Source organism: Streptomyces sp. NPDC017979, from assembly GCF_044328175.1.
Classification (GTDB): Bacteria; Actinomycetota; Actinomycetes; order Streptomycetales; family Streptomycetaceae; genus Streptomyces.
Genome location: NZ_JBIRGU010000011.1, coordinates 247149 through 274065, shown reverse-complemented (window position 1 = coordinate 274065; position 26917 = coordinate 247149). Strand labels below are relative to the sequence as shown.

Below are 26917 nucleotides of genomic sequence, written 5' to 3'. Positions count from 1 at the left end.
CACCTCGCGACCACGGGAGCCCCCTCTTGGCGATGCCGCCCAAATCCATGACGACCAAGCACATCTTCGTCACCGGGGGTGTCGCCTCCTCCCTCGGCAAGGGCCTCACGGCCTCCAGCCTGGGTGCGCTGCTCAAGGCCCGGGGCCTGCGGGTGACGATGCAGAAGCTGGACCCGTACCTGAACGTCGACCCCGGCACGATGAACCCGTTCCAGCACGGCGAGGTGTTCGTCACCAACGACGGCGCCGAGACCGACCTGGACATCGGCCACTACGAGCGCTTCCTCGACGTCGACCTCGACGGCTCGGCGAACGTCACCACCGGCCAGGTGTACTCGCAGGTGATCGCCAAGGAGCGGCGCGGCGAGTACCTGGGCGACACGGTGCAGGTCATCCCGCACATCACCAACGAGATCAAGAGCCGCATCCGGCGGATGGCGACCGACGACGTCGACGTCGTCATCACCGAGGTCGGCGGCACGGTCGGCGACATCGAGTCGCTGCCGTTCCTGGAGACCGTGCGCCAGGTCCGCCACGAGGTCGGCCGGGACAACGTCTTCGTCGTGCACATCTCGCTGCTGCCGTACATCGGCCCGTCCGGCGAGCTGAAGACCAAGCCCACCCAGCACTCGGTGGCCGCGCTGCGCAACATCGGCATCCAGCCCGACGCGATCGTGCTGCGCGCCGACCGCGAGGTGCCGACCGCCATCAAGCGCAAGATCTCGCTGATGTGCGACGTCGACGAGGCCGCCGTGGTCGCCGCCATCGACGCCAAGTCGATCTACGACATCCCCAAGGTGCTGCACACCGAGGGCCTCGACGCCTACGTGGTGCGCAAGCTCGACCTGCCCTTCCGGGACGTGGACTGGACGACCTGGGAGGACCTGCTCGACCGGGTCCACAACCCCGCGCACGAGGTCACCGTCGCGCTGGTGGGCAAGTACATCGACCTGCCCGACGCCTATCTGTCGGTGACCGAGGCGCTGCGCGCCGGCGGCTTCGCCAACCGGGCGCGCGTCAAGGTCAAGTGGGTCACCTCCGACGAGTGCAAGACCCCGGCCGGCGCCGCCAAGCAGCTCGGCGACGTGGACGCGATCTGCATCCCCGGCGGTTTCGGCGACCGCGGGGTGAGCGGCAAGGTCGGCGCGATCCAGTACGCCCGGGAGAACAAGATCCCGCTGCTCGGGCTCTGCCTGGGCCTCCAGTGCATCGTGATCGAGGCGGCGCGCAACCTCGCCGCGATCCCGGACGCGAACTCCACCGAGTTCGACCCCGCCACCTCCCACCCGGTCATCTCCACCATGGAGGAGCAGCTCGCGTACGTGGAGGGCGCGGGCGACCTCGGCGGCACCATGCGCCTCGGGCTGTACCCGGCGAAGCTCGCCGAGGGCTCGATCGTCCGCGAGGTGTACGACGACCAGCCGTACGTGGAGGAGCGCCACCGCCACCGCTACGAGGTGAACAACGCGTACCGCGCCGAGCTGGAGAAGAAGGCGGGCATCGTCTTCTCGGGCACCAGCCCGGACAACAAGCTGGTCGAGTACGTCGAGTACCCCCGCGAGGTGCACCCCTACCTGGTCGCCACCCAGGCGCACCCGGAGCTGCGCTCCCGGCCGACCCGTCCGCACCCGCTCTTCGCCGGGCTGGTGAAGGCGGCCGTCCAGCGGCAGGCCGGCGCCTGACGATCAAGGCGATACGGTTGATCGGGGTACGCGTCACTCAAGGGACGCGTACCCCGATCGAGCATGTGGGAGGACCGACTCATGAACGAGACGACCGGGGCGGGGCCCGAGGCCGGGGCCATCGTGGACGTGCCGGAGGAGTGGCGCGTCACGGCGAGCGTGACCCCCTTCCAGGGCAACAAGACCAGCGTCCGCACCGACGACGTGGTCATGCCCGACGGCACGGTCGTCCGGCGGGACTACCAGGTCCACCCCGGGTCGGTCGCCGTCCTCGCCCTCGACGACCGCGACCGGGTCGTCGTCCTGCGCCAGTACCGCCACCCCGTACGGCAGCGGCTGTGGGAGATCCCCGCCGGACTGCTCGACGTGCCCGGGGAGAACCCCCTGCACGCGGCGCAGCGCGAGTTGTACGAGGAGGCGCACGTCAAGGCCGAGGACTGGCGGGTCCTGGTGGACGTCTACACCACGCCCGGCGGCTGCGACGAAGCCGTGCGGATCTTCCTCGCCCGCGATCTGTCGGTCGCCGAGGGGGAGCGGTACGCCGTGTCGGAGGAGGAGGCCGACATGGAGTTGGCCCGGGTGCCGCTCCAGGACCTGGTGCGCGGGGTGCTCGCGGGGGAGCTGCACAACAACTGCCTGGTGGTGGGCGCCCTCGCGGCGGCCGCCGCACGCGCCGGCGAGGGGTTCGACGCGCTGCGCCCGGCCGAGGCGCCCTGGCCGGCCCGCCCCTTCACCGTCTGACCCGACGCCACCACGCCCCGTTCGGCCCCCATCAGTCCGATGATCTGTAGATGTTATTGATCCGATCGGATGATCCATCGGGCCTGCTCCGCACGTTCCGTTGCAGAGAGTGAACTACGCTCGGAACGCCCGTGCGGATTCCCGACGGGCTCGGCTCGTGCACGGACTGGACGGGAGCGTGGCCCGTGACGGATCAGGCGACGGATCAGGCGGTGAACCGGAGCGGCCGGACTGCCGCGCCCGGTGTGGCACGGAGTCAGTTCTTCGGCCGGCAAAGGCAGTTGGGTTCCCTGCTGGCCGACGTGGAACGGGCCGGGCTGGACACCATCGCGGGCCGCAAGGCGCCCCGGGCCCGCGTCCTGCTGATCGCCGGACGCGGTGGCTCCGGCCGCAGCGCGCTCGCCGAGCGGCTCGTCCGCGAGCTCGCCGACCGCTACCGCGGCGGCGTGCTGCGCGCCCGGCTGACCGAGCCGGACGGCCGGCGCGTCCCCACCGAGGAGACCGCCCGCGCGCTGCTCGACGCCCTCGGGGTGGCCGCCCCGCCGGGTGCGGACGCGGACGAGCTGTCGCAGTCGGTGCGCGAGGCGCTGGCGGGCCGGGAGGTCCTGCTGCTGCTCGACGACGCCGCCGACGCGGAGCAGGTCGACGAGCTGCTGCCGGAGGACCCCGACTGCCTGCTGGTCGCGGTCTCCGGCGGACCGCTCACCGGCATCCCCGACGTACGGCCCTGCACGCTCGGCGGCATGGACCCCAAGGCGGCGATCGAGCTGCTGGCCACTTTCACCGGGTCGGTCCGCATCACGGTCGACCCGCAGGCCGCGGAATCCGTCGCGGAGGAGTGCGCGGGGCAGCCCGCCGCCCTGGTCATGATCGGCGGCTGGCTCGCCGCCCGACCCAAGGCGTCGGTCGCGGACGCGACGAAGCGGCTGCGGGCGCTGCCCGACGACGAGGACGCGCCGAAGGCGCTGCGGCCGGTCGCCCGCGCCTTCCGGCTGGTGTACGAATCGCTGCCGCAGCCTGCCGCGCGCACGCTGCGGCTGCTCTCGCTCGCCCCGGCCGGGCTCGTCGACGCGCACACCGCGTCCGCGCTCGGCGGCTGCTCGATCGACGACGCCCGCACCGCCCTCGGGAACTTCGTCGCCCTCGGGGTGCTGCACCGGGACGCCGTCGATGCTGCCGATGCCGCGGCCGGGGAGTCGTACCGGGTGCCCGGCGTCTTGGTGCCGTTGATGAAGTCCCTGGTCGACGCGCACGACAAGCCGTCGGAAGTACAGCTCGCCCGGGCCCGGATGCTGGAGCGCGCGGTGCGCCGGCTCCAGTCCTGCCGGGCGGTCACCGAACCGGAGGGCTCGCCCGCCCGCGAGGCCGTTGGCGCGCTGCCGAGCAGCCTGCGCTTCCCGGACGCGGCGAACGCCGCCGACTGGCTGCGGGCGCGGCAGCCCGCGCTGCTGGCCGCCGCCCGGGTCGCGGTCGAGGACGGCGAGCTGGACACCCTGGCGCGCCGACTGGTGGCCGCGCTGGTGCGGGCGCTGGCGGCGCACCGGGGCACCGAGGCCGCGGCCCCCGAGCTGTACGGGCTGCACCAACTCGTCCTCGGGGTCGCGGAGCGCCGCGGTCTGCACCGGGAGATCGCCGCGGCCCTGCTGAACCTCGGCGACCTGGACGCGCAGACCGGTCGTACGGAAGACGCCCTGGCCCGCTACCGGGCGGCGCTGGACGCCGGCCGGGCCGCCCGGGACCCGTACGCCACCTGCCGCGCGATGGAATCCGTAGGCGGCGCCCATCAGGAGCTCGGGGACTGGCAGCGGGCCGCGGACTGGTACGGCCGGGCGCTCGCCCAGCGCCAGACGCGACAGGAGCGCGCCGACGAGGCCCGGCTCTACGGGCGGCTGGGCACGGTCCACACCTACGCCGGGCGCTACGGCGAGGCCCTGCGCTGCTGGCGGGCGGCGGTCGCCGGCTACCGCAAGGTGGGCGACGTCCCGTCCCAGGCGCGGGCGCTCAGCGAGGCGGCCCGGGTGCAGGAGTACGCGGGGCGGCCCGAGGAGTCGCTGCACACCTGCCGGGAGGCGGTGGAGTGGGCGCGGCAGGCCGGTGACGTGCGTCTCCAGGCGGCGCTGCTGCTCCGGCTGGCCGACACCCTGGACCGGCTCGGTGACCCCGCGGCGGCCCGGCTGCACCGGTCCGGGGCCGAGCGACTGCTGGCGGCGGAGGAGGCCGCGGGAGCGGAAGGCGCGGAGGGGCGCGGGGGAGCGCAGGCCACCGGCGCCGCTTCGGACGCCGACGTCGCAGGAGGCGCAGGAAGCACAGGAAGCACGGCGTCCGCCCCGGGCACCGCAGAGGCCGAGGGGGCCGCCCCGACGGGGTCCGACGCCGGGACTACAAGGGCAGTCGAGGGCTCTGCCTACGAAATCCGCAGTGGTGCTCGATAGAAATATTGGTTTGCAAGGCTAGACAGCGGGAAGTCCTTCATTAAACTGGCTCCATCGCGTTATCTCGCGGTGTGTACCCGTGTGCCGTGTGTGTACGGGTTATATGGAATTGCCCCATCCCCTGAGCCAAGGACCGTGATCGACGTGAAGGTCGGCATCCCCCGCGAGGTCAAGAACAACGAGTTCCGGGTGGCCATCACCCCCGCCGGCGTGCACGAGCTGGTGCGCCAGGGCCACGAGGTGGTCATAGAGCAGAACGCCGGCGTGGGCTCCTCGATCACGGACGAGGAGTTCACCGCCGCCGGCGCCCGCATCCTCCCCACCGCCGACGAGGTCTGGGCCGCCGCGGACCTGCTGCTGAAGGTCAAGGAGCCGGTCGCCGAGGAGTACCACCGGCTGCGCAAGGACCAGATCCTCTTCACCTACCTGCACCTGGCCGCCTCGCGCGAGTGCACGGACGCCCTGCTGGAGTCCGGCACCACCGCGATCGCCTACGAGACCGTGGAGACGGCGAACCGCCAGCTCCCGCTGCTCGCTCCGATGTCCGAGGTCGCGGGCCGGCTGGCGCCCCAGGTCGGCGCGTACCACCTGATGCGCTCGGCCGGCGGCCGCGGCGTGCTCCCGGGCGGCGTCCCGGGCACCGCCGCCGGCAAGGCGGTCGTCATCGGCGGCGGCGTCTCCGGCTGGAACGCCACGCAGATCGCCGTCGGCATGGGCTTCCACGTCACCCTGCTGGACAAGGACATCAACAAGCTGCGGGAGGCCGACAAGGTCTTCGGCACCAAGGTGCAGACGATCGTCTCCAACGCCTACGAGCTGGAGAAGGCCGTCGTCGAGGCCGACCTCGTCATCGGCGCCGTCCTCATCCCGGGTGCCAAGGCGCCGAAGCTGGTCAGCAACGAGCTGGTCGCCAAGATGAAGCCCGGAAGTGTCCTTGTCGACATCGCGATCGATCAGGGCGGCTGCTTCGAGGACTCCCACCCGACCACCCACGCCGACCCGACCTTCACGGTCCACGAGTCGGTCTTCTACTGCGTCGCCAACATGCCCGGCGCGGTGCCGAACACCTCCACGTACGCGCTGACCAACGCGACGCTGCCGTACATCGTCGAGCTGGCCAACCGCGGCTGGGTCGAGGCGCTGCGCCGTGACGCGGCTCTCGCTCTCGGCCTCAACACCCATGACGGCCAGGTCGTGTACGGCCCGGTCGCCGAGGCGCACGGTCTCCCGCACGTCGAACTGTCCTCGCTCATCGGCTGAGTCGACAGATAGACCGGACCGGCCGGTTCAACCGGTCCGACCGGTGCGGTCGGTCCGCCGCGGACGGTCAACGGGTGCCGTCAACACCCCACCTCTGGCCGGATCTTGCCCCTGCAAGGTCCGGCCGGACGTGTGTACGGGCGCATGCGCTCGCGCCGGATCGTGCAACTCGCCGCGAACACCGGCTTTGCGCCGATGTGCACACCTTGGATCCGTGGGCCGAGTCACACCGAGACGGTCGTGCGCCCTTGACAGAAGGGTGTTCCGTTGCCGACACATCAGGTCGGGTCCGGTGGATTGTGTTGCTGCGGAGCGGTGACACGCCATAGAGTCGCCAACCGTCGGCATGGTGCCACGCTGACCTATCGATAAAGTCCTGGTCATGTCCAAGGGGGTAAGACGACTTGTGAATGAGTCGACATTTACTTCCGGGGGTGGTCACGCGGGGATGCCCGCGGTGGGTCCGGGCCCCGCGTCCGGACGTGCGACTGTCGACTCTGTCGGCTCCAGGGGGTCCATGGGATTCGCCGGAGCCGTCGGTGCCGTCGCCGTGCGGACCGTCACCACGCGCCAGGACGCCGTGCCCACCAAGCACATGACGACAGCCCACACGATGAAGATGATGGACGGCCTACACGTGAACGCCACGGCCGGCAACGAGAGTGGCCGAGAGTCCACCCACTTCGCCGCCTACGAGGACCTCCCCGAGGGGCACTTCTACGACCCCGACGCCGAATACGAGCCCGACCCCGAGTACGCGGCCACCCTCGCGCCCGACGCGGCGCGCCAGCGCCGCGAGCGCATCGGCCCCACAGGACGACCCCTGCCGTACTTCCCGATCCCGGGCCCGCTGACCGACCACGGCCCCGCGAAGATCATCGCGATGTGCAACCAGAAGGGCGGCGTCGGCAAGACGACGTCGACCATCAACCTGGGCGCCGCGCTCGCCGAGTACGGACGGCGCGTCCTGCTCGTCGACTTCGACCCGCAGGGCGCCCTGTCCGTCGGTCTCGGCGTGAACCCGATGGAGCTGGACCTCACCGTCTACAACCTGCTCATGGAGCGGGGCATGTCGGCGGACGAGGTGCTGCTGAAGACCGCCGTCCCCAACATGGACCTGCTGCCGAGCAACATCGACCTCTCGGCCGCCGAAGTGCAGTTGGTGAGCGAGGTCGCCCGCGAGTCCACGCTCCAGCGGGCGTTGAAGCCGCTGATGTCCGACTACGACTACATCGTCATCGACTGCCAGCCCTCGCTCGGCCTGCTCACGGTCAACGCGCTGACCGCCGCGCACAAGGTGATCGTCCCGCTGGAGTGCGAGTTCTTCGCGCTGCGCGGCGTGGCGCTGCTCACCGAGACGATCGAGAAGGTCCAGGAGCGGCTCAACCCCGAGCTGGAGCTCGACGGCATCCTCGCCACGATGTACGACTCGCGCACCGTGCACAGCCGCGAGGTGCTGGCGCGGGTGGTCGAGGCGTTCGACGACCACGTGTACCACACGGTCATCGGGCGGACGGTCCGCTTCCCGGAGACCACGGTCGCCGGCGAGCCGATCACCACCTACGCCTCCAACTCGGTCGGCGCCGCCGCGTACCGCCAGCTCGCCAGGGAGGTGCTCGCCCGGTGTCACGCCGAGTGAGTCTGCCCGGAGCCGACGAACTGTTCCGTACGACCGGGGGGATGGCGCTCCAGCCGTCCTCGCCGCGGCGCGGGGCGAACGGCGAGCCGCGGGTGCCGGCGCCGGCGGGGGAGAGCGACCCCACCGAACGCGGCGCCGACGGGGAGCCCGCGCCGCGTTCCGCGCCCGCTCCGTCGCAGGAGCACGCCGCGGCGGAGGCGGAGGGCGCCACGGAGGGCCGTAGCAGGGGCGAGGAGCCCGCGACGCCGGTGCCGGGAGCGTCGGCCAATGCCCGCCGCTCCCAGGGCGCCCAGGAGCCTCCTGCGGGCGCGGGCGCCGGCGGGCGGCGCGCCCGGGGGCGTACGAACCGCCGGCCCAGCGGCCGCGAGCGCCACGACGAGAAGATCACGGTCTACGTGTCCGCCGAGGAACTGATGGACCTGGAGCACGCCCGCCTGGTGCTCCGCGGTGAGCACGGGCTCGCCGTGGACCGCGGGCGCATCGTCCGGGAGGCCGTCGCCGTCGTCCTGGCCGACCTCGAACAACGCGGCGACGCGAGCATCCTCGTCCGCCGACTGCGGGGCCGCTGAGGGTAGCCTGCGCGCTGCCCCGCCGTGCTCCCCCTGGACCGCCCATGCCCCCGCCCGACCCGTCGCACCGTCCGTCCCGCCGTCCGCTGGGGCGGGGGCCGGGCACGCCTCCGGAGCCGGAACGGCCCGAACCGCCGGAGCGGTCGGATCCGGAGCAGCCCGAGCCGAGCGGTGGGACGGCCGCCGCGGGCGCCCCGGACGGCAGGTTCACGGTACGGCTGGTGAACTTCGAAGGCCCCTTCGACCTGCTGCTCCAGCTGATCTCCAAGCACAAGCTCGACGTGACCGAGGTCGCGCTCTCCAAGGTGACGGACGAGTTCATGGCCCACATCAGGGCCATGGGCGACGACTGGGACCTCGACCAGACCACCGAGTTCCTGGTGGTCGCGGCGACCCTGCTGGACCTCAAGGCCGCCCGGCTGCTGCCCACGGCCGAGGTCGAGGACGAAGCGGACCTGGCGCTGCTGGAGGCCCGGGACCTGCTCTTCGCCCGGCTGCTCCAGTACCGCGCGTACAAGCAGATCGCGGACGTCTTCGAAGCGCGGCTGGACGCCGAGGGCCGCCGCTTCCCGCGCACCGTCGGCCTGGAGGACCACCACGCCGAGCTGCTGCCCGAGGTGGTCATCAGCATCGGCGCCGAAGGCTTCGCGAAGCTCGCGGTGAAGGCCATGCAGCCGAAGGCGAAGCCGCAGGTGTACGTGGACCACATCCACGCGCCGCTGGTCAGCGTGCGGGAGCAGGCCCAGGTCGTGGTGGCGCTGCTGCGCGAGCGTGGCCGGGCGACCTTCGGCGAACTCACCCGCGACGCCCCGGACACCCTGACCGTCGTGGCCCGCTTCCTGGCGCTGCTGGAGCTGTACCGGGACAAGGCCGTGGCGCTGGAGCAGGGGACGGCGCTCGGTGAGCTGCTGGTGCGGTGGACCGGCGGGGACGGGGCGGCGGGCGTCACCGACGAGTTCGACCGGCCCCCCGATGCCGTGTCCCCGAAGCCGGGGGCGCGCGCCGAGCGAGAGACGACGACGGAGGTCACGGCGTGAGCACCCCCCAGCCGGCAGCACAGTCCGTGGGCGAGCTGAAGCCCGCCCTGGAGGCCGTCCTGATGGTCGTCGACGAGCCGGCCACCGAGGAGCACCTGGCGAAGGTGCTCCAGCGGCCCCGGCGCGCCGTCTCCGACGCCCTGCGGGAGCTCGCCGACGAGTACGCGGTCCAGGGCCGCGGCTTCGAGCTGCGCCTGGTCGCCGGCGGCTGGCGCTACTACACCCGCCCCGAGCACTCCGCGGCGGTGGAGCGCTTCGTCCTCGACGGTCAGCAGGCCCGGCTCACCCAGGCCGCGCTGGAGACCCTGGCGGTGGTCGCGTACCGCCAGCCCGTCAGCCGTTCCCGGGTCTCCGCCGTGCGCGGGGTGAACTGCGACGGCGTGATGCGGACCCTGCTCCAGCGGGGTCTGGTCGAGGAGGCGGGCGCGGAACCCGAAACAGGTGCGATCCTGTACAGGACGACGAACTACTTCCTGGAGCGGATGGGCCTGCGGGGCCTGGACGAGCTGCCGGAGCTGGCGCCCTTCCTCCCCGAGGCCGAGGCGATCGAGGCCGAGACGCAGGAAGGCGTCCCGTCGTTCGATCCGGACGCTCCGGACCCAGACGCAGATGACAAGACGACGGAAACTTGATGCGAAGCAGCGGCAGGAACAGCAGCGGCGGTAAGAGCGACGGGCGCGGGAACTACCGCGGCGCGGGCAACAACCGCGACGACAGGCAGAAGCGCGCGGGCAAGCCCCGTCCCGAAGAGCGCCGCTACGACGTCGGCGGTTCCGGTTCCGGCCCTGCTTCCGGCGGCGGGGCCGGCTCGGGCGGCGGCGGTCCGAAGAAGGGCCGCGGCTCCGCGGCCCGCGGCGGCGCCAAGGGCGGGCCGAAGCAGTCGCCGAAGGCCGGCGGCGCCGGGAGGTCGACGGCGGGCCGCGGCGGACGTTCGGCCCCCGCGCGCTCGCGCGAGTACGACGCCCGCGTCGAGGAGCGCAACCGCGAGCGGTACGCGAACAAGCCGCAGGTCAAGACGGCCAAGACGTTCCCCGGCGCGGAGCAGGAGGGCGAGCGCCTGCAGAAGGTGCTGGCCAGGGCCGGCATGGGCTCCCGGCGCGCCTGCGAGGAGCTGATCGACCAGGCGCGGGTGGAGGTCAACGGCGAGATCGTCACCGAGCAGGGCCTGCGCGTCGACCCGGAGAAGGACGAGATCAAGGTCGACGGGCTGACCGTCGCCACCCAGTCGTTCCTCTTCTTCGCCCTGAACAAGCCGGCCGGCGTCGTCTCCACCATGGAGGACCCGGACGGCCGCCAGTGCCTGGGGGACTACGTCACCAACCGCGAGACGCGGCTGTTCCACGTCGGTCGGCTGGACACCGAGACCGAGGGCATCATCCTGCTCACCAACCACGGCGAGCTCGCCCACCGCCTCACCCACCCCCGTTACGGGGTGAAGAAGACCTACCTCGCCGCGATCCAGGGCCCGCTCCCGCGCGAGCTGGGCAAGCGGCTGAAGGACGGCATCCCGCTGGAGGACGGCTACGCCCGCGCCGACCACTTCCGGGTCGTGGAGAACACCGGGAAGAACTACCTCGTCGAGGTCACCCTGCACGAGGGGCGCAAGCACATCGTGCGCCGAATGCTCGCCGAGGCGGGCTTCCCGGTGGACAAGCTGGTCCGCACGGCCTTCGGCCCCATCGCCCTCGGCGACCAGAAGTCCGGCTGGCTGCGCCGGCTGACGAACACCGAGGTCGGCATGTTGATGGGCGAGGTCGGCCTCTAGGCGGAAGTCGAACGTCCCCCGGTGCCCCCGGCGCACCAGGGGGCACCCCAGAACACCCGAGACCCGCGGCGCACGGCGCCGCGGGTCTTCTTTTCGCCTTGTGCCGCACACCGCCATTCTTTATAGTCATGATGACTATAAAGGGGGGCTGGGTTTGAGTTTCACGGAAGTCCTGGACTTCTTACAGCGGCCGTTGTTCACGCTCCTTGACACCCCGGTCAGTTGGACCGAGGTGCTGGGATTCGGCAGCGGCGCCCTGACCGTCTGGCTCACGACTCGTCAACACATCGCCAACTGGCCCGTCAGCATCGCGAACGGCCTCTTCTTCATCGTGCTGTTCGGCCAGGCCGGGCTGTACGCGGACGCCGGCATCCAGGTCGTCGGCATCTCCCTGGCCTGCTTCGGCTGGTGGACCTGGCTGCGCGGGGGCGGCCCCGGCACCGACAAGCTCCCGGTGCGGCGCACCGGTCGCACCGAGTGGATCGGGTGGCTGGCCGCGATCGTGCTCGGCACCACGGGGCTCACCCTGCTCCTGGACCACGCCACCGACTCCACCGTCCCCTTCTGGGACGCGGTCACCGCCGTGCTGTCCCTGCTGGCGACCTTCGGGCAGAGCCGCAAGCGGCTGGAGGCGTGGTGGCTGTGGATAGCCGCCGACCTCATCTACATACCGCTGTACGTGCACAAGGACCTGTATCTGACCTCGCTGCTGTACGTCGGGTTCCTGACGCTCTGCGCGATCGGGCTGCGGAACTGGTCGCGAGACCTCACCGCGGCCTCCCGCCCCGCGGCGGCGAGCCCGTGACACCGCACCCGAGCCGCTCGTGCCACCCGGACCCGCCCACCCGGCCCCTCCCGTCCTCCCGCCCCCGTTCGACTCCAGGAGCAGCACGCATGCACCGCCGCGCCTCCCCGTCCGCCGCGCAGTCGGGCCCGGCCCCTGACGACCTGCACGACGTGCATGACGTCCCGGACTACGACCCGCGGGCCTTCCCGCCCTTCGCGGTCACCGTCGACCTCGCCGTCTTCACCGTCCGCTCGGCCCGGCTGAACGTGCTGCTCGTCGAGCGCGGCGAAGCGCCGTACCGGGGCGACTGGGCCCTGCCGGGCGGGTTCATCCGCCCCGACGAGTCCGCGGGCGCGGCGGCGCGCCGGGAGCTGGCCGAGGAGACGGGGCTGTCCCCGCACACCGTCCGCGACCTCCACCTCGAACAGTTGCGGACCTACAGCGACCCGGACCGCGACCCGAGGATGCGCGTCGTCTCCGTCGCGTACGCGGCGCTCCTGCCCGACCTGCCCGAGCCGCGCGGCGGCGGCGACGCCGCAGAGGCCCGCTGGACGGCCATCGCGGACGTCTCCGCGCTCGCCTTCGACCACGACCGCATCCTCGCCGACGCCCGCGACCGCATCTGCGCCAAGTTCGAGTACACCTGCCTGGCCACCAGCTTCTGCCCCCCGGAGTTCACCCTCGGCGAGCTGCAACAGATCTACGAGACCGTCTGGGGCGTCGCCCTCGACCGGCCCAACTTCAGACGGAAGGTCCTCGCCACCCCCGGGTTCGTCGAGCCGGTAGACGGGCCGCCACGACGCACCGGAGGCCGGGGCAAACCGGCCGCGCTGTACCGGGCGGGCACCGCGTCCGCCCTGCACCCACCGCTTCTGCGCCCGGAAGGACGGCAGACATGAGCACCCTGAACACCACCCGCACCACCACCCGACAGGCCGCCACCGGGGCGCTGATCGGCCTCGCCCTCGGCGACGCCCTGGGCTTCCCGACCGAGTTCAACGACGTCCCGCAGATCCTCGCCAAGTGCGGCCCCTGGCGGGACATGGCGCTGCCCAAGCCGGCGTTCGTCACCGACGACACCCAGATGACGCTGGCCGTCGGCCGCGCCGTGCGCACCGCCATGGACCGCGGGCCGCTCTCGCCCGACCGGCTCGTCGGCCCGCTGCGGGCCGAGTTCACCGCCTGGTACCGCGACCCGCAGAACAACCGCGCCCCCGGCCGTACCTGCCTGGACGCCTGCGAGGCCCTCGAAGACGAGCGGCTGCCCTGGCAGCGGGCCAGCATCATCGGCTCCAAGGGCTGCGGGGCGAACATGCGCGTCGCCCCCGTCGGCCTCGTCCCGGGCCTCAGCGACGAACAGCGCGCCGGCGCGGCACAGCTCCAGGCCGCGCTCACCCACGGCCATCCCACCGCGCTGGCCGCCGCCGACCTGACCGCCCGCGCCGTCCACCTGCTCGCCCGCGGTGCCGAACCCCTCGGCCTGGTCGGCGTGCTGCGCTCGTACGCGTACGAGAACCGCCACCGCTACCTGGAGCGCTGGCTCGGCGACCTGTGGACCCGCTCCCACGACGCCTCGCCCCAGGACTTCATCGCCCGCGGCTGGGACGAGTGCCTGGCCGTGCTGGACCGCCTCGCGACCGCCCTGCCCACCGCGAACCCGGAGCACGACCCCTGCCTGACCACCGGGGACGGCTGGATCGCCGAGGAGGCGCTGGCCACCGCGCTCCAGTGCTTCCTGCTCTTCCCCACCGACCCGCTGACCGCCCTGCGCCGCGCCGCCTGCACCCGCGGCGACTCGGACTCCATCGCCGCGCTCGCCGGCGCCTTCGCCGGCGCCCACCTCGGCGCCTCCGCCTGGCCGCGCCACTGGGCGGACACCATCGAGTACGGCAGCGACCTGGTGTCCCTGGGGGCGCTCTGGGACTCCTGACCGGGCCTTGAGATCCTGGTGCGGTGAACCCGCTGCACCTGGATCTCGGCGCCGTCGTCGCCGAACAGCCCGACCCCCTGCTCTTCGCCACCGTCTCCGGTGCGCACCTGTACGGCTTCCCGTCCCGCGACTCGGACGTGGACCTGCGCGGTGTGCACCTGCTGCCGGTGGCGCAGTTCGTCGGGCTCGGTGCGCCCGAGGAGACCCGTTCGCGCACCTGGGACCGCGACGGCGTCGAGCTGGACCTGGTCACCCACGACCTGCGGAAGTTCGTGACGCTGCTGCTGCGCCCCAACGGCTACGTGCTGGAGCAGTTGCTGTCCCCGCTCGTGGTGCACACCGGCGAGGCGCACGCCGAGTTGGTCGCCCTCGCGCCCGGCGTCGTCACCAGCAACCACGCCCACCACTACCGGGGCTTCGCCACCACCCAGTGGCGGCTGTTCGAGAAGTCGGGGGAGCTGAAGCCGCTGCTGTACACCTTCCGCACCCTGCTCACCGGCATTCACCTGATGCGCAGCGGTGAGGTGCAGGCGTCCCTGCCGGTGCTGTTGGACGAGGTGGGCGAGGCCCCCGGCCGCCTGCGGGAGCTGATCGCCGCGAAGGAGGCCGCCGAGCACGGCCCGGCAGCGGCGGCGGGCGTCGACCGGGCGGCGGTGGCCGCCCAGGTCGAGACGTTGCACGCGGTGCTGGAGCAGGCCCGCTCCGACAGTGCGCTGCCCGCCGCGCCGTCAGTGCGCGAGGCCCTGGGGGACTTCGTCGTACGGATCAGGCTGGCGCGCTGAGGCGCGCCGCGTCCGGATGAGGAAGTCCTCGACGCGGGCGCGGTCCGGGGCCGGTGGGAGGGGGCTGCGGGCGGCCGCGGCGGTGGCCTCGTCGGCGAGCCGGGTCATCCAGGTCTCGCAGTGCTCCCAGGGAACTTCGCCGCGGCGGACCGCGAGCAGGCGCTCCCGCGCGTCGCCGACGTCGAGGACGAGCTCTCCCGTGCGCAGCAGGTCACGGCAGCTCAGCAGCAGGCGCAGCAGGTGCATCACCTGCTTCCCGCGCGGCGGGCGCTCCGCCCGGAGGTCCGCGGCGTGCTTCTTGGCCTGGCCCTCGGCGTACCGCACGAAGGTCCGCAGGACCTCCCGGGACAGGAACGCGTCGCGCAGCGAGAGCAGTTCGCGGCCGGTGGCGTCGACCCGTTCGACGAGCGGGGAGTGCAGACACTCCAGGACGGTCGGATTGGCGCGCAGCGCCAGCTCGCAGAACCGTTCCAGCTCCCAGGAGAACTGCTCGGGCAGCGGGCCGTCCACATGCGTCGGCGGCTTCTCGAAGCGCCAGAAGAGCGGGGCGGGCGCGAGGAAGACCCCGCGCCGGTCCGTGTCGCTGTCCTCGGTCGCCAGCCCGAAGGCGCGCGAGCCCATGACGCAGGAGTACACCGTGTGGTCGCGTACGAGGTCTTCGGGTCCGGGGCCGGAGCGCATGGCCACACGCTACGTGCCCCGGCGCCGCGTCAGTGCAGCAGGATCGCGTCGGCGGTGACGGTGATCTGCTGCGGCGGCAGCGGACGGGCGGCCGGGCCGTGGGCCACCGAGCCGTCCCCGACGTGGAACTCGCTGCCGTGGCAGGGGCAGTCGATCGTGCCGTTCGCCACCTTGTTGACCAGGCACCCCTCATGGGTGCAGACGGCGGAGTACGCCTTGAACTCGCCGGCCGCCGGCTGCACCACCACGACCTTCTCGGCCTGGAAGACCTTGCCGCCGCCGACCGGGACGTCCGCCTTCATCGTCAACTGCTTGCCGGCGGATCCGCTGGCGGCGGGCGAAGGAGCGCCGGTCTGCTCCGCGGAGCCGCCGCCCCCGTCGCACCCGGCGGCCAACCCCGCCGCCCCGGTGACCCCCACCGCAAGGACCGTCCGTCGTCGCGCGTCCATGGCCGTACTCCCTCACTCGCTCCGTGCCCACCTGCGGGGCGCGCATCTTCCCACCGGCCGCGCGCCCGCCGCCCGCAGGAACACGCGCGGTCAGCCGCGCCCCCTCCGACGGGCCAGCGACGGCCCGCCGCACCGCCCGCCCAGCGCATACCCTGACCCTGATCACCTCCCCGGCGCCGCAGCCCCGCGAGCCGTCGCCCCGCGCAAGGACATCGCCCAGTGAGAACCGCCCTCGTCATCGGAACCGGCCTGATCGGGACCTCCGCCGCGCTCGCGCTCGCCGGCCGCGGCATCACCGTCCACCTGGTCGACCACGACCCCGAGCGGGCCCGCACCGCCGCCGCGCTCGGCGCCGGCACCGAGGAGCCGCCCGAGGGGCCGGTGGACCTCGCGATCGTCGCCGTGCCGCCCGCGCACGTGGCGTCCGCGCTGATCGACGCCATGCGGGCCGGGCTCGCCCGCGGCTACCTCGACGTCGCCAGCGTCAAGGGCGTGCCCCGGCGCGAGCTGGAGGCGGCGTCCGTCGACCTGTCCGCCTACATCGGCACGCACCCGATGTCCGGCAAGGAGCGCTCCGGGCCGCTCGCCGCCACCGCCGACCTCTTCGAGGGACGGCCCTGGGTGCTCACCCCCACCCGGGACACCGACACCGAGGTGCTGAACCTCGCGCTGGAGTTGGTCGCGCTCTGCCGGGCCGTCCCCGTCGTCATGGACGCGGACTCCCACGACCGGGCCGTCGCGCTCGTCTCCCACACCCCCCAACTGGTCTCCTCGATGGTCGCGGCCCGGCTTCAGGAGGCGGACGAGACCGCCGTGCGCCTGTGCGGGCAGGGCATCCGCGACGTGACGCGGATCGCCGCGTCCGACCCCCGGATGTGGGTGGACATCCTCTCCGCCAACCCCGGGCCGGTCGCCGACGTCCTCGCCGGGCTCGCGGCCGACCTCGACGAGACCGTACGGGCGCTGCGGGCGCTCCAGTCCGCCGACGCGGACGAGCGCCGGGACGGCGTCGTGGGCATCGAGGACGTGCTGCGGCGCGGCAACGCGGGCCGCGCCCGGGTGCCCGGCAAGCACGGCGCGGGACCGACGGCGTACGAGGTCGTCGCGGTGCTCATCGGCGACCGCCCCGGCGAGCTGGCGCGGATCTTCGCGGACGCCGAGCGGGCGGGCGTGAACGTGGAGGACGTGCGCATCGAGCACGCCACCGGGCAGCAGGCGGGCCTCGTCCAGCTCATGGTGGAGCCGTCCGCGGTGCCGGTGCTCATCGAAGCGCTCCGAGACCGGGGCTGGTCGATCCGGCAGTAGGACCCCGGCCCCGCCCCGTACCGACGCACGGGCCCGGTGAGCGGGGCCTGCATCCGCCGGCCCCGCTCACCGGGTCCCGCGCAGCTCCCGGCAGTCGGTAACCTTGTTCGGGGCCTTCGAAGCGCCCATCGGCGGGCCCGTCGCGAACGCACCGACGGACACCCCGCCTCCCACCACTGAAGGAAAGGTGTTCGACACCGTGGAATCCGCCGTGATCGTTGCCATCGACGGACCCGCCGGCACGGGCAAGTCGAGCACGTCCAAGGCCGTGGCAGCGGCCCTCGGGCTGCGCTACCTGGACACCGGTGCGCAGTACCGGGCGATCACCTGGTGGATGATCTCGACCGGCGTGGACACCGCCGACCCCGCAGCCATCGCCACCGCCGCGGGCAAGCCCGCGATCGTCTCCGGCACCGACCCGGCCGCCCCGACGATCGCGGTCGACGGCGAGGACGTCTCCGCGCCCATCCGCACCCCGGAGGTCTCCGCGAAGGTCAGCGCGGTCAGCGCGGTCCCCGAGGTGCGCTCCCGGATCACCGAGCTCCAGCGCTCCATCGCCGCCGAGGCGGGGACCGGCATCGTCGTCGAGGGCCGGGACATCGGCACCACCGTCCTGCCCGACGCCCATCTGAAGATCTTCCTGACCGCCTCCCCGGAGGCCCGGGCGGCCCGCCGCACCGCCGAGCTGGCCGGCGCCGACCTGGCGGCCACCCGAGCGGCCCTGATCAAGCGGGACACGGCCGACTCCAGCCGCAAGACGTCCCCGCTCGCCAAGGCCGAGGACGCGGTCGAGGTCGACACCACCGAACTCACGCTGGACCAGGTCGTGGCCAAGGTCACCGAACTCGTCGAGCAGCGCCGGACGGCCCTTCGGTGACCGCCCCCGCTGCGTCCCCGAAGCCGCCGCAGACGTCCGCCCTGCCCTCCGCCAACGGCGCGGCGGTCGGCCGGGGCATCGGCATCGGCCTGATGAACGGCCTGTGGAGCCCGCGGGTGCTGGGCGCCTGGCGCGTCCCGTCCGCCGGCCCGGTGATCCTCGCGGTGAACCACTCGCACGCGATCGACGGCCCCATGCTCATGGGCACGGCGCCCCGACCCGTGCACTTCCTGATCAAGAAGGAGGCGTTCGTCGGCCCCCTCGGCCCCTTCCTGCGCGGCATCGGGCAGCTGGAGGTCGACCGGTCCGGCACCGACCGCACCGCCGTCACCGGCGCGCTCGGCGTCCTGGAGCGCGGCGGCGTCCTCGGCATCTTCCCCGAGGGCACCCGGGGCGAGGGCGACTTCTCCGCGCTGCGCGCCGGGCTCGCGTACTTCGCCGTCCGCTCCGGCGCCCCCGTCGTCCCCGTGGCGATCCTGGGAAGCACCGAGCGCCCCGGACGGTTGATCACGGCACTGCCCCCGCTGCGCGGCCGGGTGGACGTCGTCTTCGGCGAGGCGTTCGAGGCGGGCGACGGATCCGGCCGCCGTACGCGCACGGCGCTGGACGAGGCGACCCTACGCATCCAGGACCGGCTGACCGCCCACCTGGAAAACGCCAGGCGCCTGACCGGCCGCGCCGGGTAAGACTTGAGAGCGGATCACGCGACCGTGATCCGGCCAGACACGAGGAAACGGACTTCATGAACGACCAGCACGACCACGGAGCGCTCGGCGACGCCGAGTACGCGGAGTTCATGGAGCTCGCCGCGGTGGAGGGCTTCGACGCCGAGGAGGTGGAGGACGCCATCGACGAGGCCGGTCACGGCCCGCTGCCCGTCCTCGCCGTCGTCGGCCGGCCCAACGTCGGCAAGTCGACCTTGGTGAACCGCATCATCGGCCGCCGCGAGGCCGTCGTCGAGGACCGGCCGGGCGTCACCCGCGACCGCGTCACCTACGAGGCCGAATGGGCCGGCCGCCGCTTCAAGGTCGTCGACACCGGCGGCTGGGAGCAGGACGTCCTCGGCATCGACGCCTCCGTGGCCGCCCAGGCCGAGTACGCCATCGAGGCCGCGGACGCGGTCGTCTTCGTCGTGGACGCCACCGTGGGCGCGACCGACACCGACGAGGCCGTCGTCAAGCTGCTGCGCCGGGCCGGCAAGCCGGTGGTGCTCTGCGCCAACAAGGTCGACGGCCCCAGCGGCGAGTCCGACGCCACCGCGCTGTGGGCGCTGGGCCTCGGGGAGCCGCACCCGGTCTCCGCGCTGCACGGCCGCGGCACCGGCGACATGCTCGACGCCGTCCTCGAAGCGCTGCCCGAAGCCCCCGCCCAGACCTTCGGCGGCGCGGTCGGCGGGCCCCGCCGCATCGCCCTGATCGGCCGCCCCAACGTCGGCAAGTCGTCCCTGCTGAACAAGGTCGCCAACGAAGAGCGCGTGGTCGTCAACGAACTCGCCGGCACCACCCGCGACCCGGTCGACGAGCTGATCGAGCTGGGCGGCGTGACCTGGAAGTTCATCGACACGGCCGGCATCCGCCGCCGGGTCCACCTCCAGGAGGGCGCGGACTACTACGCCTCGCTGCGCACCGCCGCCGCCGTCGAGAAGGCGGAGGTCGCGGTCGTCCTGATCGACGCCAGCGACTCCATCAGCGTCCAGGACCAGCGGATCATCACCATGGCCGTCGAGGCGGGCCGCGCGATGGTGATCGCGTACAACAAGTGGGACACCCTCGACGAGGAGCGCCGCTACTACCTGGAGCGGGAGATCGAGACGGAGCTCGCGCAGATCGCCTGGGCGCCCCGGGTGAACGTCTCGGCCCGCACCGGCCGGCACATGGAGAAGCTGGTCCCGGCGATCGAGACCGCGCTCGCCGGCTGGGAGACCCGCGTCCCCACCGGCCGGCTGAACGCCTTCCTCGGCGAGATCGTGGCCTCCCACCCGCACCCGATCCGCGGCGGCAAGCAGCCCAGGATCCTCTTCGGGACGCAGGCGGGCACCAAGCCGCCGCGGTTCGTCCTCTTCGCCTCCGGCTTCCTGGAGCACGGCTACCGCCGCTTCGTGGAGCGCAGGCTGCGCGAGGAGTTCGGCTTCGAGGGCACCCCGCTGCACATCTCGGTGCGCGTGCGGGAGAAGCGCGGCCGCAAGAAGTAGCCCCGCGCGGGCAACGTGGACGAGGGCGCTGCCCGGGACCTTCTCCCGGGCAGCGCCCTCGGTGCTGTGGCGCCGTCCCCCTGATCGGCTTCAGCGCCCCCCGGGGGCCGGGGGCAGCGCCGGGTGCTGCCGGACCGGGTAGGGCTGCCAGGCCGTCGCCCCGTACGGCGGGTGGACGGCGAGGCGGGTGCCCGGGTGGCCGGCGAACCCGTGGAAGACGAGGTTCTCCTCGCCGGTCCGGTCCCCGGGCAGGGCCCGGAACGACCTTCGGTACTCCAGGTACAGCGCGTCGAAGATGGGGGTCGGCGATTGAACCGCCGACCCCTCGTGCGTGGGGCGCATCGCGGGGATGTGGCTCGGGTACGGCTGGCGGATGGGATCGTAGGTCTGCACACTCCTGCAACGACCCACGACCCCGGCCCGTCACTCACGAAACGTTATGTTCCCGTTCGAAGTGCAGTACTAGGTGCATTTGGTGCACCGGACCTGCGGCGGGCGTCCCGGCGGGGCGGCGTTGCTCAGGTGCCGGCGAGCGGCATCGCGGCGGCGACCAGGAGACCGCGGGCCGCGGCCTTCTCCAGCGCGTCGCGCAGCAGGTCCTCGCGCGGCTGCTGGCCGATGGCGCCCACGGGAGCCGCGAACACCAGCACCGTCTTCGACTTGTTCGCCGCCGTCCGCCAGCCCTCCGTGACCTGGAGCGCCTGGTGGGCCTGCCACCAGGCGACGCCGCCGGCCTGCAGGATGGCGTGCAGCTTGCCCATGGCGAGCAGCACGGACCAGCCGGGGAGGGGGGCCGGCAGCCGGTTCACGTCGTGGATCGGGGCGAAGCCCTGCTCCATCAGCAGCGGCAGGAACTCGTCGCCGTCGCCGCCGGTGGTGCCGGGGCGGGCGATCGGCGCGGTCGGCTCCACCACCAGCGCGGGGTGCAGATCGCCGTTGACCAGGATCAGCCCGCTGGTGACGCCGAGGACGGCCTGGTTCGGCGCGGCGTCCAGGGACGCGGGGTCCACCGTCGGGGAAGCGGCCTGGGGCGCGCCGGTGATGGACCGCACGGCGCCCTGGAGCTGGTCCTCGGCGAGCTGGACGACCTGGGACGGAATGCAGCTGGCGTGCGCGAAGGCGAGTACGGCGGTCTCCTCGCCGACGAACAGCACGGTGCTGGTGCGCTCTTGCTCGGGGTCGCCCGGGGTGCGGCAGGAGGTGCAGTCGTAGCTGCCCGGGGCGGAGTCGCCGGCGAGCAGCCGATCGGCTTCCTCGTCGCCGATCTCGGCGCGGACGTCCTCGCTGACGTCGAGCATGGGGGGCACGGGTGGCTCCTCGGACTTGTTCGGGTGCGCCGGGCGGTTCCCGGCTCATAAAGGGTTCAACGGGTGATCTGTGGCAGGAGTCACGCGCCTGGGAGTGCGGAATCGAGCCGCCCGGTGCGCACGGTGACATCGCCGGCGGAATCGATCACTCCAGGTCAACTCGTGGCGGACGCAAGGGTTCTGGTGGGGTGAACCACCTCACGTTTGACCCCGGTGGACTGTCCGAGTATCCGCACTTAAGGGTGTCAACGGGGCGTCAAGATCGCTGAATGGCTGTCAAGTTACCCTTGGTAATGCGCAACTGGCCTGCGACAACGGCGAATTGGTTGAGCTGTGGGGCGCGGACTCCGTACATTCCTCCGCCGGGTGCAGAGAGCACCGTCCTGGGTCGACCCGCCCCGGTGCCGTACCGCCAGTACGGCCCGAGCGCCACCACCGTCCGTGTCGTCGGCAACGCCGTCGTGCGGGCACCTCCCCGGCGGGTCGGGCGGTACGGGTCGTCGACGCCGGAAGCGTCGTGGCCCGCGCCGCACGGGAGACCCCGGGTCCTTCGAGAGGTCTGTGATGTCCGCTCATTCCCGTCACTCCCGCACCCGCTCGTCCGCTGCCCGCGGGCGCTACCCGGCGGCCCTGGCCGGCGCCGCCCTCGTCGCACCCCTCGCCCTCGTCGCCACCACGGCCGGCGAGGCGGCAGCGGCGGACAACGGGGTGTGGGACCGCATCGCCCAGTGCGAAAGCGGCGGAAACTGGCACATCAACACCGGAAACGGCTACTACGGCGGACTTCAGTTCTCCGCCTCCACCTGGAAGGGATTCGGCGGCGGCGCGTACGCCAAGACCGCCGACCGGGCCACCAAGGCCCAGCAGATCGCGATCGCCACCAAGGTCCAGCGCGTTCAGGGTTGGGGCGCCTGGCCCACCTGTTCCCGCAAGGCCGGCGCCTACGGCAGCGCCCCCGCGTCCACCCCGGTGCAGCCGGCGAAGCCGTACAAGGCCAACACGAAGACGAAGACGAAGGCGCAGGCGAAGCCGAAGGCGTACGCCGGACAGCGCACGAGCGAGTCCCCGCGGCGCACCGAGGCCCACACCGGCCGTGCCGCCGCGCGCGCAGGCACGTACACCGTCCGCCAGGGCGACACCCTCAGCGGCATCGCCGCCGCCCACGGCAAGGACTGGCGCGACCTCCACCGGGCCAACAGCTCGGTCGTCGGCGCCGACCCGAACCTCATCGTGCCCGGCCAGCGCCTGAGCGTCTGAGCCCGGAGCCGTACCGCACCACCACCCCCCACGCCGCAGCCCCGCCCGCCGTTCCCCGGGCGGGGCTGCGCCCGCCCCCGCGCCGGTCCCGGCCCGAGCAGGGGCGCCGGCGCAGTAGAGTCCTGTTCGACCACATCTGAACAGGGGGCGCGGCAGCGCATGCGCATTTCATTCCTGCTGCACAACGCATACGGCATCGGCGGCACGATCCGCACGACCTTCAACCTCGCCCAGGCCCTCGCGGAACGGCACGACGTGGAGATCGTCTCCGTCTTCCGGCACCGCGACGAGCCCCTGATGGGGACGCCGAGCGGCGTCGTCATGCGCGAGCTCGTCGACCTGCGCCGGGGGAGCCCGGACTACGCGGGCGACCTGCCGGACTACCGCAAGCCCGCGCGGGTCTTCCCGCGCGGCGACGGCCGGCACAAGCAGTACAGCCGACTCACCGACGACCGCATCGGGGCGCACCTGCGCTCGCTGGACGCGGACGTCGTCGTCGGCACCCGACCCGGGCTCAACGTCCACATCGCCCGCCAGACCCGCCGCGGCCCGGTCCGCGTCGGCCAGGAACACCTCACCCTGGACGGCCACAGCTACCGGCTCCGCCGGGAACTCGGCTTCCGCTACGGGCTCTTGGACGCGGTCACCACCGTCACCGAGGCGGACGCCCGCGCCTACCGCACCCGGCTGAACCTGCCGGGCGTACGCATCGACGCCGTCCCGAACAGCGTGCCGAAGCCGACCGTCACCCTCGCCGACGGCAGTGGCAAGGTCGTCGTCGCGGCGGGCCGGCTGACCCGGGTCAAGCGCTACGACCTGCTCGTCGAGGCGTTCGCCAAGGTCGTCGCCGCCCGCCCGGACTGGCACTTGCGGATCTACGGCAGCGGGGACGCCACCGGCAACGAGCGGGACGCGCTGACCGCGCTGATCGAGGCGCGGGACCTCAAGGGCCACGTGTCCCTGATGGGCAACGCCAACCCGCTGGAGCCGGAGTGGGTCAAGGGCTCCATCGCCGCGGTCACCTCCAGCAAGGAGTCCTTCGGGATGACGATCGTGGAGGCGATGCGCTGCGGGCTGCCGGTGGTCGCCACCGACTGCCCGCACGGGCCGCGGGAGATCATCGCGGACGGCGTGGACGGCCGGCTGGTGCCGGTCGGCGACGCGGACGCGGTCGCCGACGCGCTGCTGGAACTCATCCAGGACGACGACCTGCGCCGGCGCACCGGAGCCGCGGCCCGCGACGCCTCGATGCGGTTCGACCCGGCGCGGATCGCCGAACGCCACGAAGCGATCTTCACCGAGCTGGTCGAGCGCGCCCGGACCCGGGGCCCGCGCGGTGCGCTCCGCGACCTGGCGCTGCGTCTTCGCGGCACGGCGTACGGCAGCGCGTACGCCCTGCGCTACCTGGCCGCCGCCGTCCTGCGCCGACTCCGCAAGGCGTGAGGCGCCGGGCGCACGGCGCCTAGCACACGGGGCCCCGCCGCCGTCGCGCGGCGGGGCTTGGCAGACTGCGGACCATGTTGGAGACCTCCGCTCGACTGCTGCGCCTGCTCTCGTTGCTCCAGGCGCGCCGCGAATGGTCCGGTGCCGAGCTGGCCCGGCAACTCGGCGTCACCGCGCGCACCGTGCGCCGGGACGTGGACCGGCTGCGGGAGTTGGGCTATCCGGTCAACGCCAGCCCCGGCACCGGCGGCGGCTACCGCCTGGGCGCCGGCGCCGAACTCCCGCCGCTGCTGCTCGACGACGACGAGGCGGTGGCCGTCGCCGTCGGGCTGCGCACGGCCGCCGGCAACGGCATCGAGGGCATCGGCGAGAGTTCCGTACGCGCGCTGGCCAAGCTGGAGCAGGTGCTGCCGGGCCGACTGCGGCGCCGGGTGGGCGTGCTGAACTCCGTCACCGTGCCGCTGCTGCGGGAGCCGAGCAGCCGGCTCGACGCGGCCGTGCTCACCGAGTTGGCGAACGCCTGCCGGGACAGCGAGCGGCTGCGGTTCGCCTACGAGGACCACAACGGCGCGACCTCCCGCCGCACCGTCGAGCCGCACCGGCTGGTGTGCAGCGAGCGCCGCTGGTACCTGGTGGCCTGGGACGTCGACCGGGAGGACTGGCGCACCTTCCGGGCCGACCGCATCGTGCCGGCACCCCCGCACGGCCCGCGCTTCGCCCCGCGCACCCCGCCCGCGGACGACCTGGCGCAGTACGTGGCGCAGGGCATCTCCACCCGCGCCTACACCACCCGGGCCGTCATCCGGCTGCACATGCCCTACGAGCGGGCGGCCGAGCTGGTCTCCCCGGCGGACGGAGTGCTGGAGCGGGTCGACGAGGACCACTGCCTGCTGCGCACCGGGGCGACCAACCCGGACGTGATGGTGGTTCACGTGCTGCTGATGGGCGTGGACTTCGACGTCGTCGAACCGGACGAGTTGAAGGACCACATCGCGATGGTGCGGGACCGCCTCTCCCGCGCCGTCGACTGACACCACTTCGAAGAGCTCCCGGCGGCCCCGTGGGAAAGTGCGGGGGATTGTGTAAGGAAGCCGTGAATGGGTCGGCTGCGGCAATTCGTCGGCCGGGGGCTGCGGCAATTCGCCGCCGGAATTCTCCATGATCGTCCGCCCGTCGGGAATTGCCGCCCGAGCGGTGCGGAAGTGCCCGTACGAGTGACGGCGTTTGGGCTGATCGTGTCCCGCCGCCTTGTGACAGAAGTGTGACGAGCGGATGGCGCGGGGACGACCGGCCGGCGACCGCCGCTCCGCTTCCGTCACCGTCCGCTGCCACCTACCGTGGAAGGCATGGCACCCATACCGAGCCCCTCCGCCGAGCCGGACGACGCCACCGGTGCGTACGTCGGGCTGCGCGCCGACGACGCCGAACGGCGGGCCCGTCAGCGCGGCTGGACCACCGTCCGCTCGCTGCCCCCGGGCGCGATCATCACCCTCGAATACCTCAAGGGCAGGATCAACTTCGAAGTCGAGCACGACACCGTGGTGCGCTGCTGGCGCGGCTGAGCGCGTGCGCCCGGACACGGGGAAGGGCCCCGGCCTGGTCGGCGCGGGGCCCTTCGAGCCACGACGGTACGGGGGCGGGCTCAGCCGCCCGACATCGTCCGGGACGCCGACGGCCGGTGGCTGCCCGAGGGGCTCGGCGCCCGCTCGGCGCGCACCTGGTGCGGCCGGGCCTGGGGGCGCCGCGCCGTCGCCGTGCCGGACGGCCCGGCGGCGGCACCCGTGCCGGTGGGAGCGGCGGTCGGTCCTGGCAGGGTGGCGCCCAGGTTGACCACCGGCTCCAGCCGCTGGTCGCCCTCGGCCTTCGCCGTCGTGCGCGGCGCCGCCACTGCGGGCCTGGGCCCGCCCGCGGCCACCGGCAGCGAGGGGACGAGGGCGCGCCGTGCGAGCCAACGGTCGCGCTGACCCAGGATCCACGCCTCCGCGCGGCCGATCAGCGGCTCGCACCAGGGCAGCGCCAACAGGATCAGCAGGCCGGCGGCCCAGCCGAGGAGCACGTCGCTCAACCAGTGCGTACCGATGTAGACGGTGGTGAGTCCGACGCCAAGCGAGACCGTCGCCGAGAGCGCCGACAGATAGCGGCGGGTCGTCGGGGTGGTGGCCAGATAGGCCAGGATTCCCCAGGTGACGACCGCATTGGCGGTGTGACCGGAAGGGAATATATCCCCGCCGGCGAACATCTCGGACGAACCGATCTGCGTCGCGTAGTGGGGGCCGAGCCGGCCCAGTCCGATCTTGACGCTGCCGACGGTCACATTGAGCAGCAGCAGCGCGACGCCGAGCGCCAGCAGGGGGCGCAGCGTGTGCTGGCGCCAGGAGCGCCAGCCCAGCCAGGCCGCCACCATCACCGCGGTGGGGCCCCGCTGGCCGAGGACCACGAAGTAGTCGAGGAAGGCGTGCAGTTGCGGCCACTGCTGGTAGGGCCGGAACAGCATGACCTTCCAGTCGATGAGCACCAGCCACGTCGACGCCAGCACGGCCACGACGATGGCGACGTAGAACACGGCCGTCCCGCCGAAGAGGGCGAGACGGGTGCGGCTCATCCGCGGGATCTCTATCTTCGGCGGTTCCGGCTCCCGGTCCAGCCGGGCGAAGATGTCGGTACGCACCCAATCGACGTTACAGCGAGTGAGGGTGCGACCCGGCCGATCCAGACGGTTTGTGATGACGATGTGATGTGGAGTATGTCTCCTGACGCGGAATTTAAGACTGGCCATTCGGGAA

At 72.8% G+C, this 26917-nt stretch carries 26 protein-coding genes; 21 read left to right on the top strand and 5 right to left on the bottom strand.

The window, feature by feature from the left end; genetic code table 11:
- Positions 1-32: 32 nt before the first annotated feature.
- The 13 genes from ACH4E8_RS26520 to ACH4E8_RS26460 all read left to right on the top strand — a co-directional run bounded on the left by ACH4E8_RS26520 (position 33) and on the right by ACH4E8_RS26460 (position 14624).
- Positions 33-1682 (top strand): CTP synthase, encoded by a 1650-nt coding sequence (locus tag ACH4E8_RS26520; RefSeq protein ID WP_398452515.1) that lies wholly within the window; start codon positions 33-35, stop codon positions 1680-1682.
- An 81-nt stretch (positions 1683-1763) separates the two neighbouring features.
- Positions 1764-2423, top strand: coding sequence for an NUDIX domain-containing protein (locus ACH4E8_RS26515; RefSeq protein WP_398452513.1), 660 nt, complete (start codon positions 1764-1766; stop codon positions 2421-2423).
- A gap of 212 nt (positions 2424-2635) precedes the next feature.
- A complete protein-coding gene (locus tag ACH4E8_RS26510) occupies positions 2636-4855 on the top strand; it encodes a tetratricopeptide repeat protein (RefSeq protein ID WP_398452584.1) in 2220 nt (739 codons plus the stop codon).
- Positions 4856-4999: 144 nt separating this feature from the next.
- Positions 5000-6115 carry an alanine dehydrogenase gene (gene ald, locus ACH4E8_RS26505; RefSeq protein WP_398452581.1) on the top strand — a complete coding sequence of 372 codons (1116 nt, stop codon included), beginning with the start codon at positions 5000-5002 and terminating at the stop codon, positions 6113-6115.
- Between the two features lie 517 nt (positions 6116-6632).
- Positions 6633-7754, top strand: a complete 1122-nt coding sequence (locus tag ACH4E8_RS26500) for a ParA family protein (RefSeq protein ID WP_398452510.1) — start codon at positions 6633-6635, stop codon at positions 7752-7754.
- A complete protein-coding gene (locus ACH4E8_RS26495; protein WP_398452508.1) occupies positions 7739-8323 on the top strand; it encodes a hypothetical protein in 585 nt (194 codons plus the stop codon). The genes ACH4E8_RS26500 and ACH4E8_RS26495 overlap by 16 nt, the downstream gene beginning before the upstream one ends.
- Before the next feature lie 44 nt (positions 8324-8367).
- Positions 8368-9360, top strand: a complete 993-nt coding sequence (locus ACH4E8_RS26490) for a segregation and condensation protein A (protein WP_398452506.1) — start codon at positions 8368-8370, stop codon at positions 9358-9360.
- Positions 9357-9992, top strand: coding sequence for an SMC-Scp complex subunit ScpB (gene scpB / locus ACH4E8_RS26485; RefSeq protein WP_398452503.1), 636 nt, complete (start codon positions 9357-9359; stop codon positions 9990-9992). Before ACH4E8_RS26490 ends, scpB begins: the two co-directional genes overlap by 4 nt.
- Positions 9992-11125: a pseudouridine synthase gene (locus tag ACH4E8_RS26480; protein ID WP_398452501.1), complete on the top strand. Its 1134-nt coding sequence runs from the start codon at positions 9992-9994 to the stop codon at positions 11123-11125. Before scpB ends, ACH4E8_RS26480 begins: the two co-directional genes overlap by 1 nt.
- Before the next feature lie 154 nt (positions 11126-11279).
- Positions 11280-11930 (top strand): nicotinamide riboside transporter PnuC, encoded by a 651-nt coding sequence (gene pnuC, locus ACH4E8_RS26475; RefSeq protein ID WP_398452498.1) that lies wholly within the window; start codon positions 11280-11282, stop codon positions 11928-11930.
- Between the two features lie 89 nt (positions 11931-12019).
- Positions 12020-12811, top strand: coding sequence for an NUDIX hydrolase (locus ACH4E8_RS26470; protein ID WP_398452496.1), 792 nt, complete (start codon positions 12020-12022; stop codon positions 12809-12811).
- Positions 12808-13842 (top strand): ADP-ribosylglycohydrolase family protein, encoded by a 1035-nt coding sequence (locus ACH4E8_RS26465; RefSeq protein WP_398452494.1) that lies wholly within the window; start codon positions 12808-12810, stop codon positions 13840-13842. Before ACH4E8_RS26470 ends, ACH4E8_RS26465 begins: the two co-directional genes overlap by 4 nt.
- A 23-nt stretch (positions 13843-13865) precedes the next feature.
- Entirely contained in the window at positions 13866-14624 is a 759-nt protein-coding gene (locus tag ACH4E8_RS26460) for a DNA polymerase beta superfamily protein (protein ID WP_398452492.1), read from the top strand.
- Here the strand turns inward: ACH4E8_RS26460 and ACH4E8_RS26455 are convergent.
- Both ACH4E8_RS26455 and ACH4E8_RS26450 read right to left on the bottom strand, forming a co-directional pair.
- Positions 14571-15305 carry a DNA polymerase beta superfamily protein gene (locus ACH4E8_RS26455; RefSeq protein WP_398452490.1) on the bottom strand — a complete coding sequence of 245 codons (735 nt, stop codon included), beginning with the start codon at positions 15303-15305 and terminating at the stop codon, positions 14571-14573. The genes ACH4E8_RS26460 and ACH4E8_RS26455 overlap by 54 nt on opposite strands.
- Before the next feature lie 29 nt (positions 15306-15334).
- A complete protein-coding gene (locus ACH4E8_RS26450) occupies positions 15335-15754 on the bottom strand; it encodes a Rieske 2Fe-2S domain-containing protein (RefSeq protein ID WP_398452487.1) in 420 nt (139 codons plus the stop codon).
- Positions 15755-15973: 219 nt separating this feature from the next.
- On the opposite strand from ACH4E8_RS26450, the gene ACH4E8_RS26445 reads away from it, so the two are divergent.
- The 4 genes from ACH4E8_RS26445 (at position 15974) to der (ending at position 20127) form a co-directional block, all read left to right on the top strand.
- Positions 15974-17059 (top strand): prephenate dehydrogenase, encoded by a 1086-nt coding sequence (locus ACH4E8_RS26445; RefSeq protein ID WP_398452485.1) that lies wholly within the window; start codon positions 15974-15976, stop codon positions 17057-17059.
- Positions 17060-17246: 187 nt separating this feature from the next.
- The gene (gene cmk, locus ACH4E8_RS26440) at positions 17247-17936 is read left to right on the top strand and encodes a (d)CMP kinase (RefSeq protein WP_398452482.1); all 690 of its coding nucleotides are present in this window, start codon (positions 17247-17249) and stop codon (positions 17934-17936) included.
- A gap of 92 nt (positions 17937-18028) precedes the next feature.
- Positions 18029-18622 carry a lysophospholipid acyltransferase family protein gene (locus tag ACH4E8_RS26435; protein ID WP_398452579.1) on the top strand — a complete coding sequence of 198 codons (594 nt, stop codon included), beginning with the start codon at positions 18029-18031 and terminating at the stop codon, positions 18620-18622.
- A gap of 56 nt (positions 18623-18678) precedes the next feature.
- Positions 18679-20127, top strand: a complete 1449-nt coding sequence (gene der, locus ACH4E8_RS26430) for a ribosome biogenesis GTPase Der (protein WP_398452480.1) — start codon at positions 18679-18681, stop codon at positions 20125-20127.
- Between the two features lie 90 nt (positions 20128-20217).
- Here the strand turns inward: der and ACH4E8_RS26425 are convergent, their stop codons facing one another.
- Together ACH4E8_RS26425 and ACH4E8_RS26420 are read right to left on the bottom strand one after the other, a co-directional pair.
- Positions 20218-20520 (bottom strand): hypothetical protein, encoded by a 303-nt coding sequence (locus ACH4E8_RS26425; protein WP_398452477.1) that lies wholly within the window; start codon positions 20518-20520, stop codon positions 20218-20220.
- Between the two features lie 125 nt (positions 20521-20645).
- Positions 20646-21434: a hypothetical protein gene (locus ACH4E8_RS26420; RefSeq protein WP_398452476.1), complete on the bottom strand. Its 789-nt coding sequence runs from the start codon at positions 21432-21434 to the stop codon at positions 20646-20648.
- A 564-nt stretch (positions 21435-21998) separates the two neighbouring features.
- Here ACH4E8_RS26420 and ACH4E8_RS26415 point away from each other — a divergent pair.
- The 4 genes from ACH4E8_RS26415 (at position 21999) to ACH4E8_RS26400 (ending at position 25696) form a co-directional block, all read left to right on the top strand.
- Positions 21999-22691 (top strand): transglycosylase family protein, encoded by a 693-nt coding sequence (locus ACH4E8_RS26415; RefSeq protein ID WP_398452474.1) that lies wholly within the window; start codon positions 21999-22001, stop codon positions 22689-22691.
- 159 nt (positions 22692-22850) lie between these two features.
- Positions 22851-24134 (top strand): glycosyltransferase family 4 protein, encoded by a 1284-nt coding sequence (locus ACH4E8_RS26410; RefSeq protein WP_398452471.1) that lies wholly within the window; start codon positions 22851-22853, stop codon positions 24132-24134.
- 74 nt (positions 24135-24208) lie between these two features.
- On the top strand, positions 24209-25165 hold the full coding sequence (locus tag ACH4E8_RS26405) for a helix-turn-helix transcriptional regulator (RefSeq protein WP_398452469.1): 957 nt from the start codon (positions 24209-24211) through the stop codon (positions 25163-25165).
- A 315-nt stretch (positions 25166-25480) separates the two neighbouring features.
- Positions 25481-25696 (top strand): I78 family peptidase inhibitor, encoded by a 216-nt coding sequence (locus tag ACH4E8_RS26400; RefSeq protein WP_398452467.1) that lies wholly within the window; start codon positions 25481-25483, stop codon positions 25694-25696.
- Between the two features lie 80 nt (positions 25697-25776).
- On the opposite strand, the gene ACH4E8_RS26395 is transcribed toward ACH4E8_RS26400, so the two are convergent.
- Positions 25777-26802: a phosphatase PAP2 family protein gene (locus ACH4E8_RS26395; protein WP_398452464.1), complete on the bottom strand. Its 1026-nt coding sequence runs from the start codon at positions 26800-26802 to the stop codon at positions 25777-25779.
- Between the last annotated feature and the right edge of the window lie 115 nt (positions 26803-26917).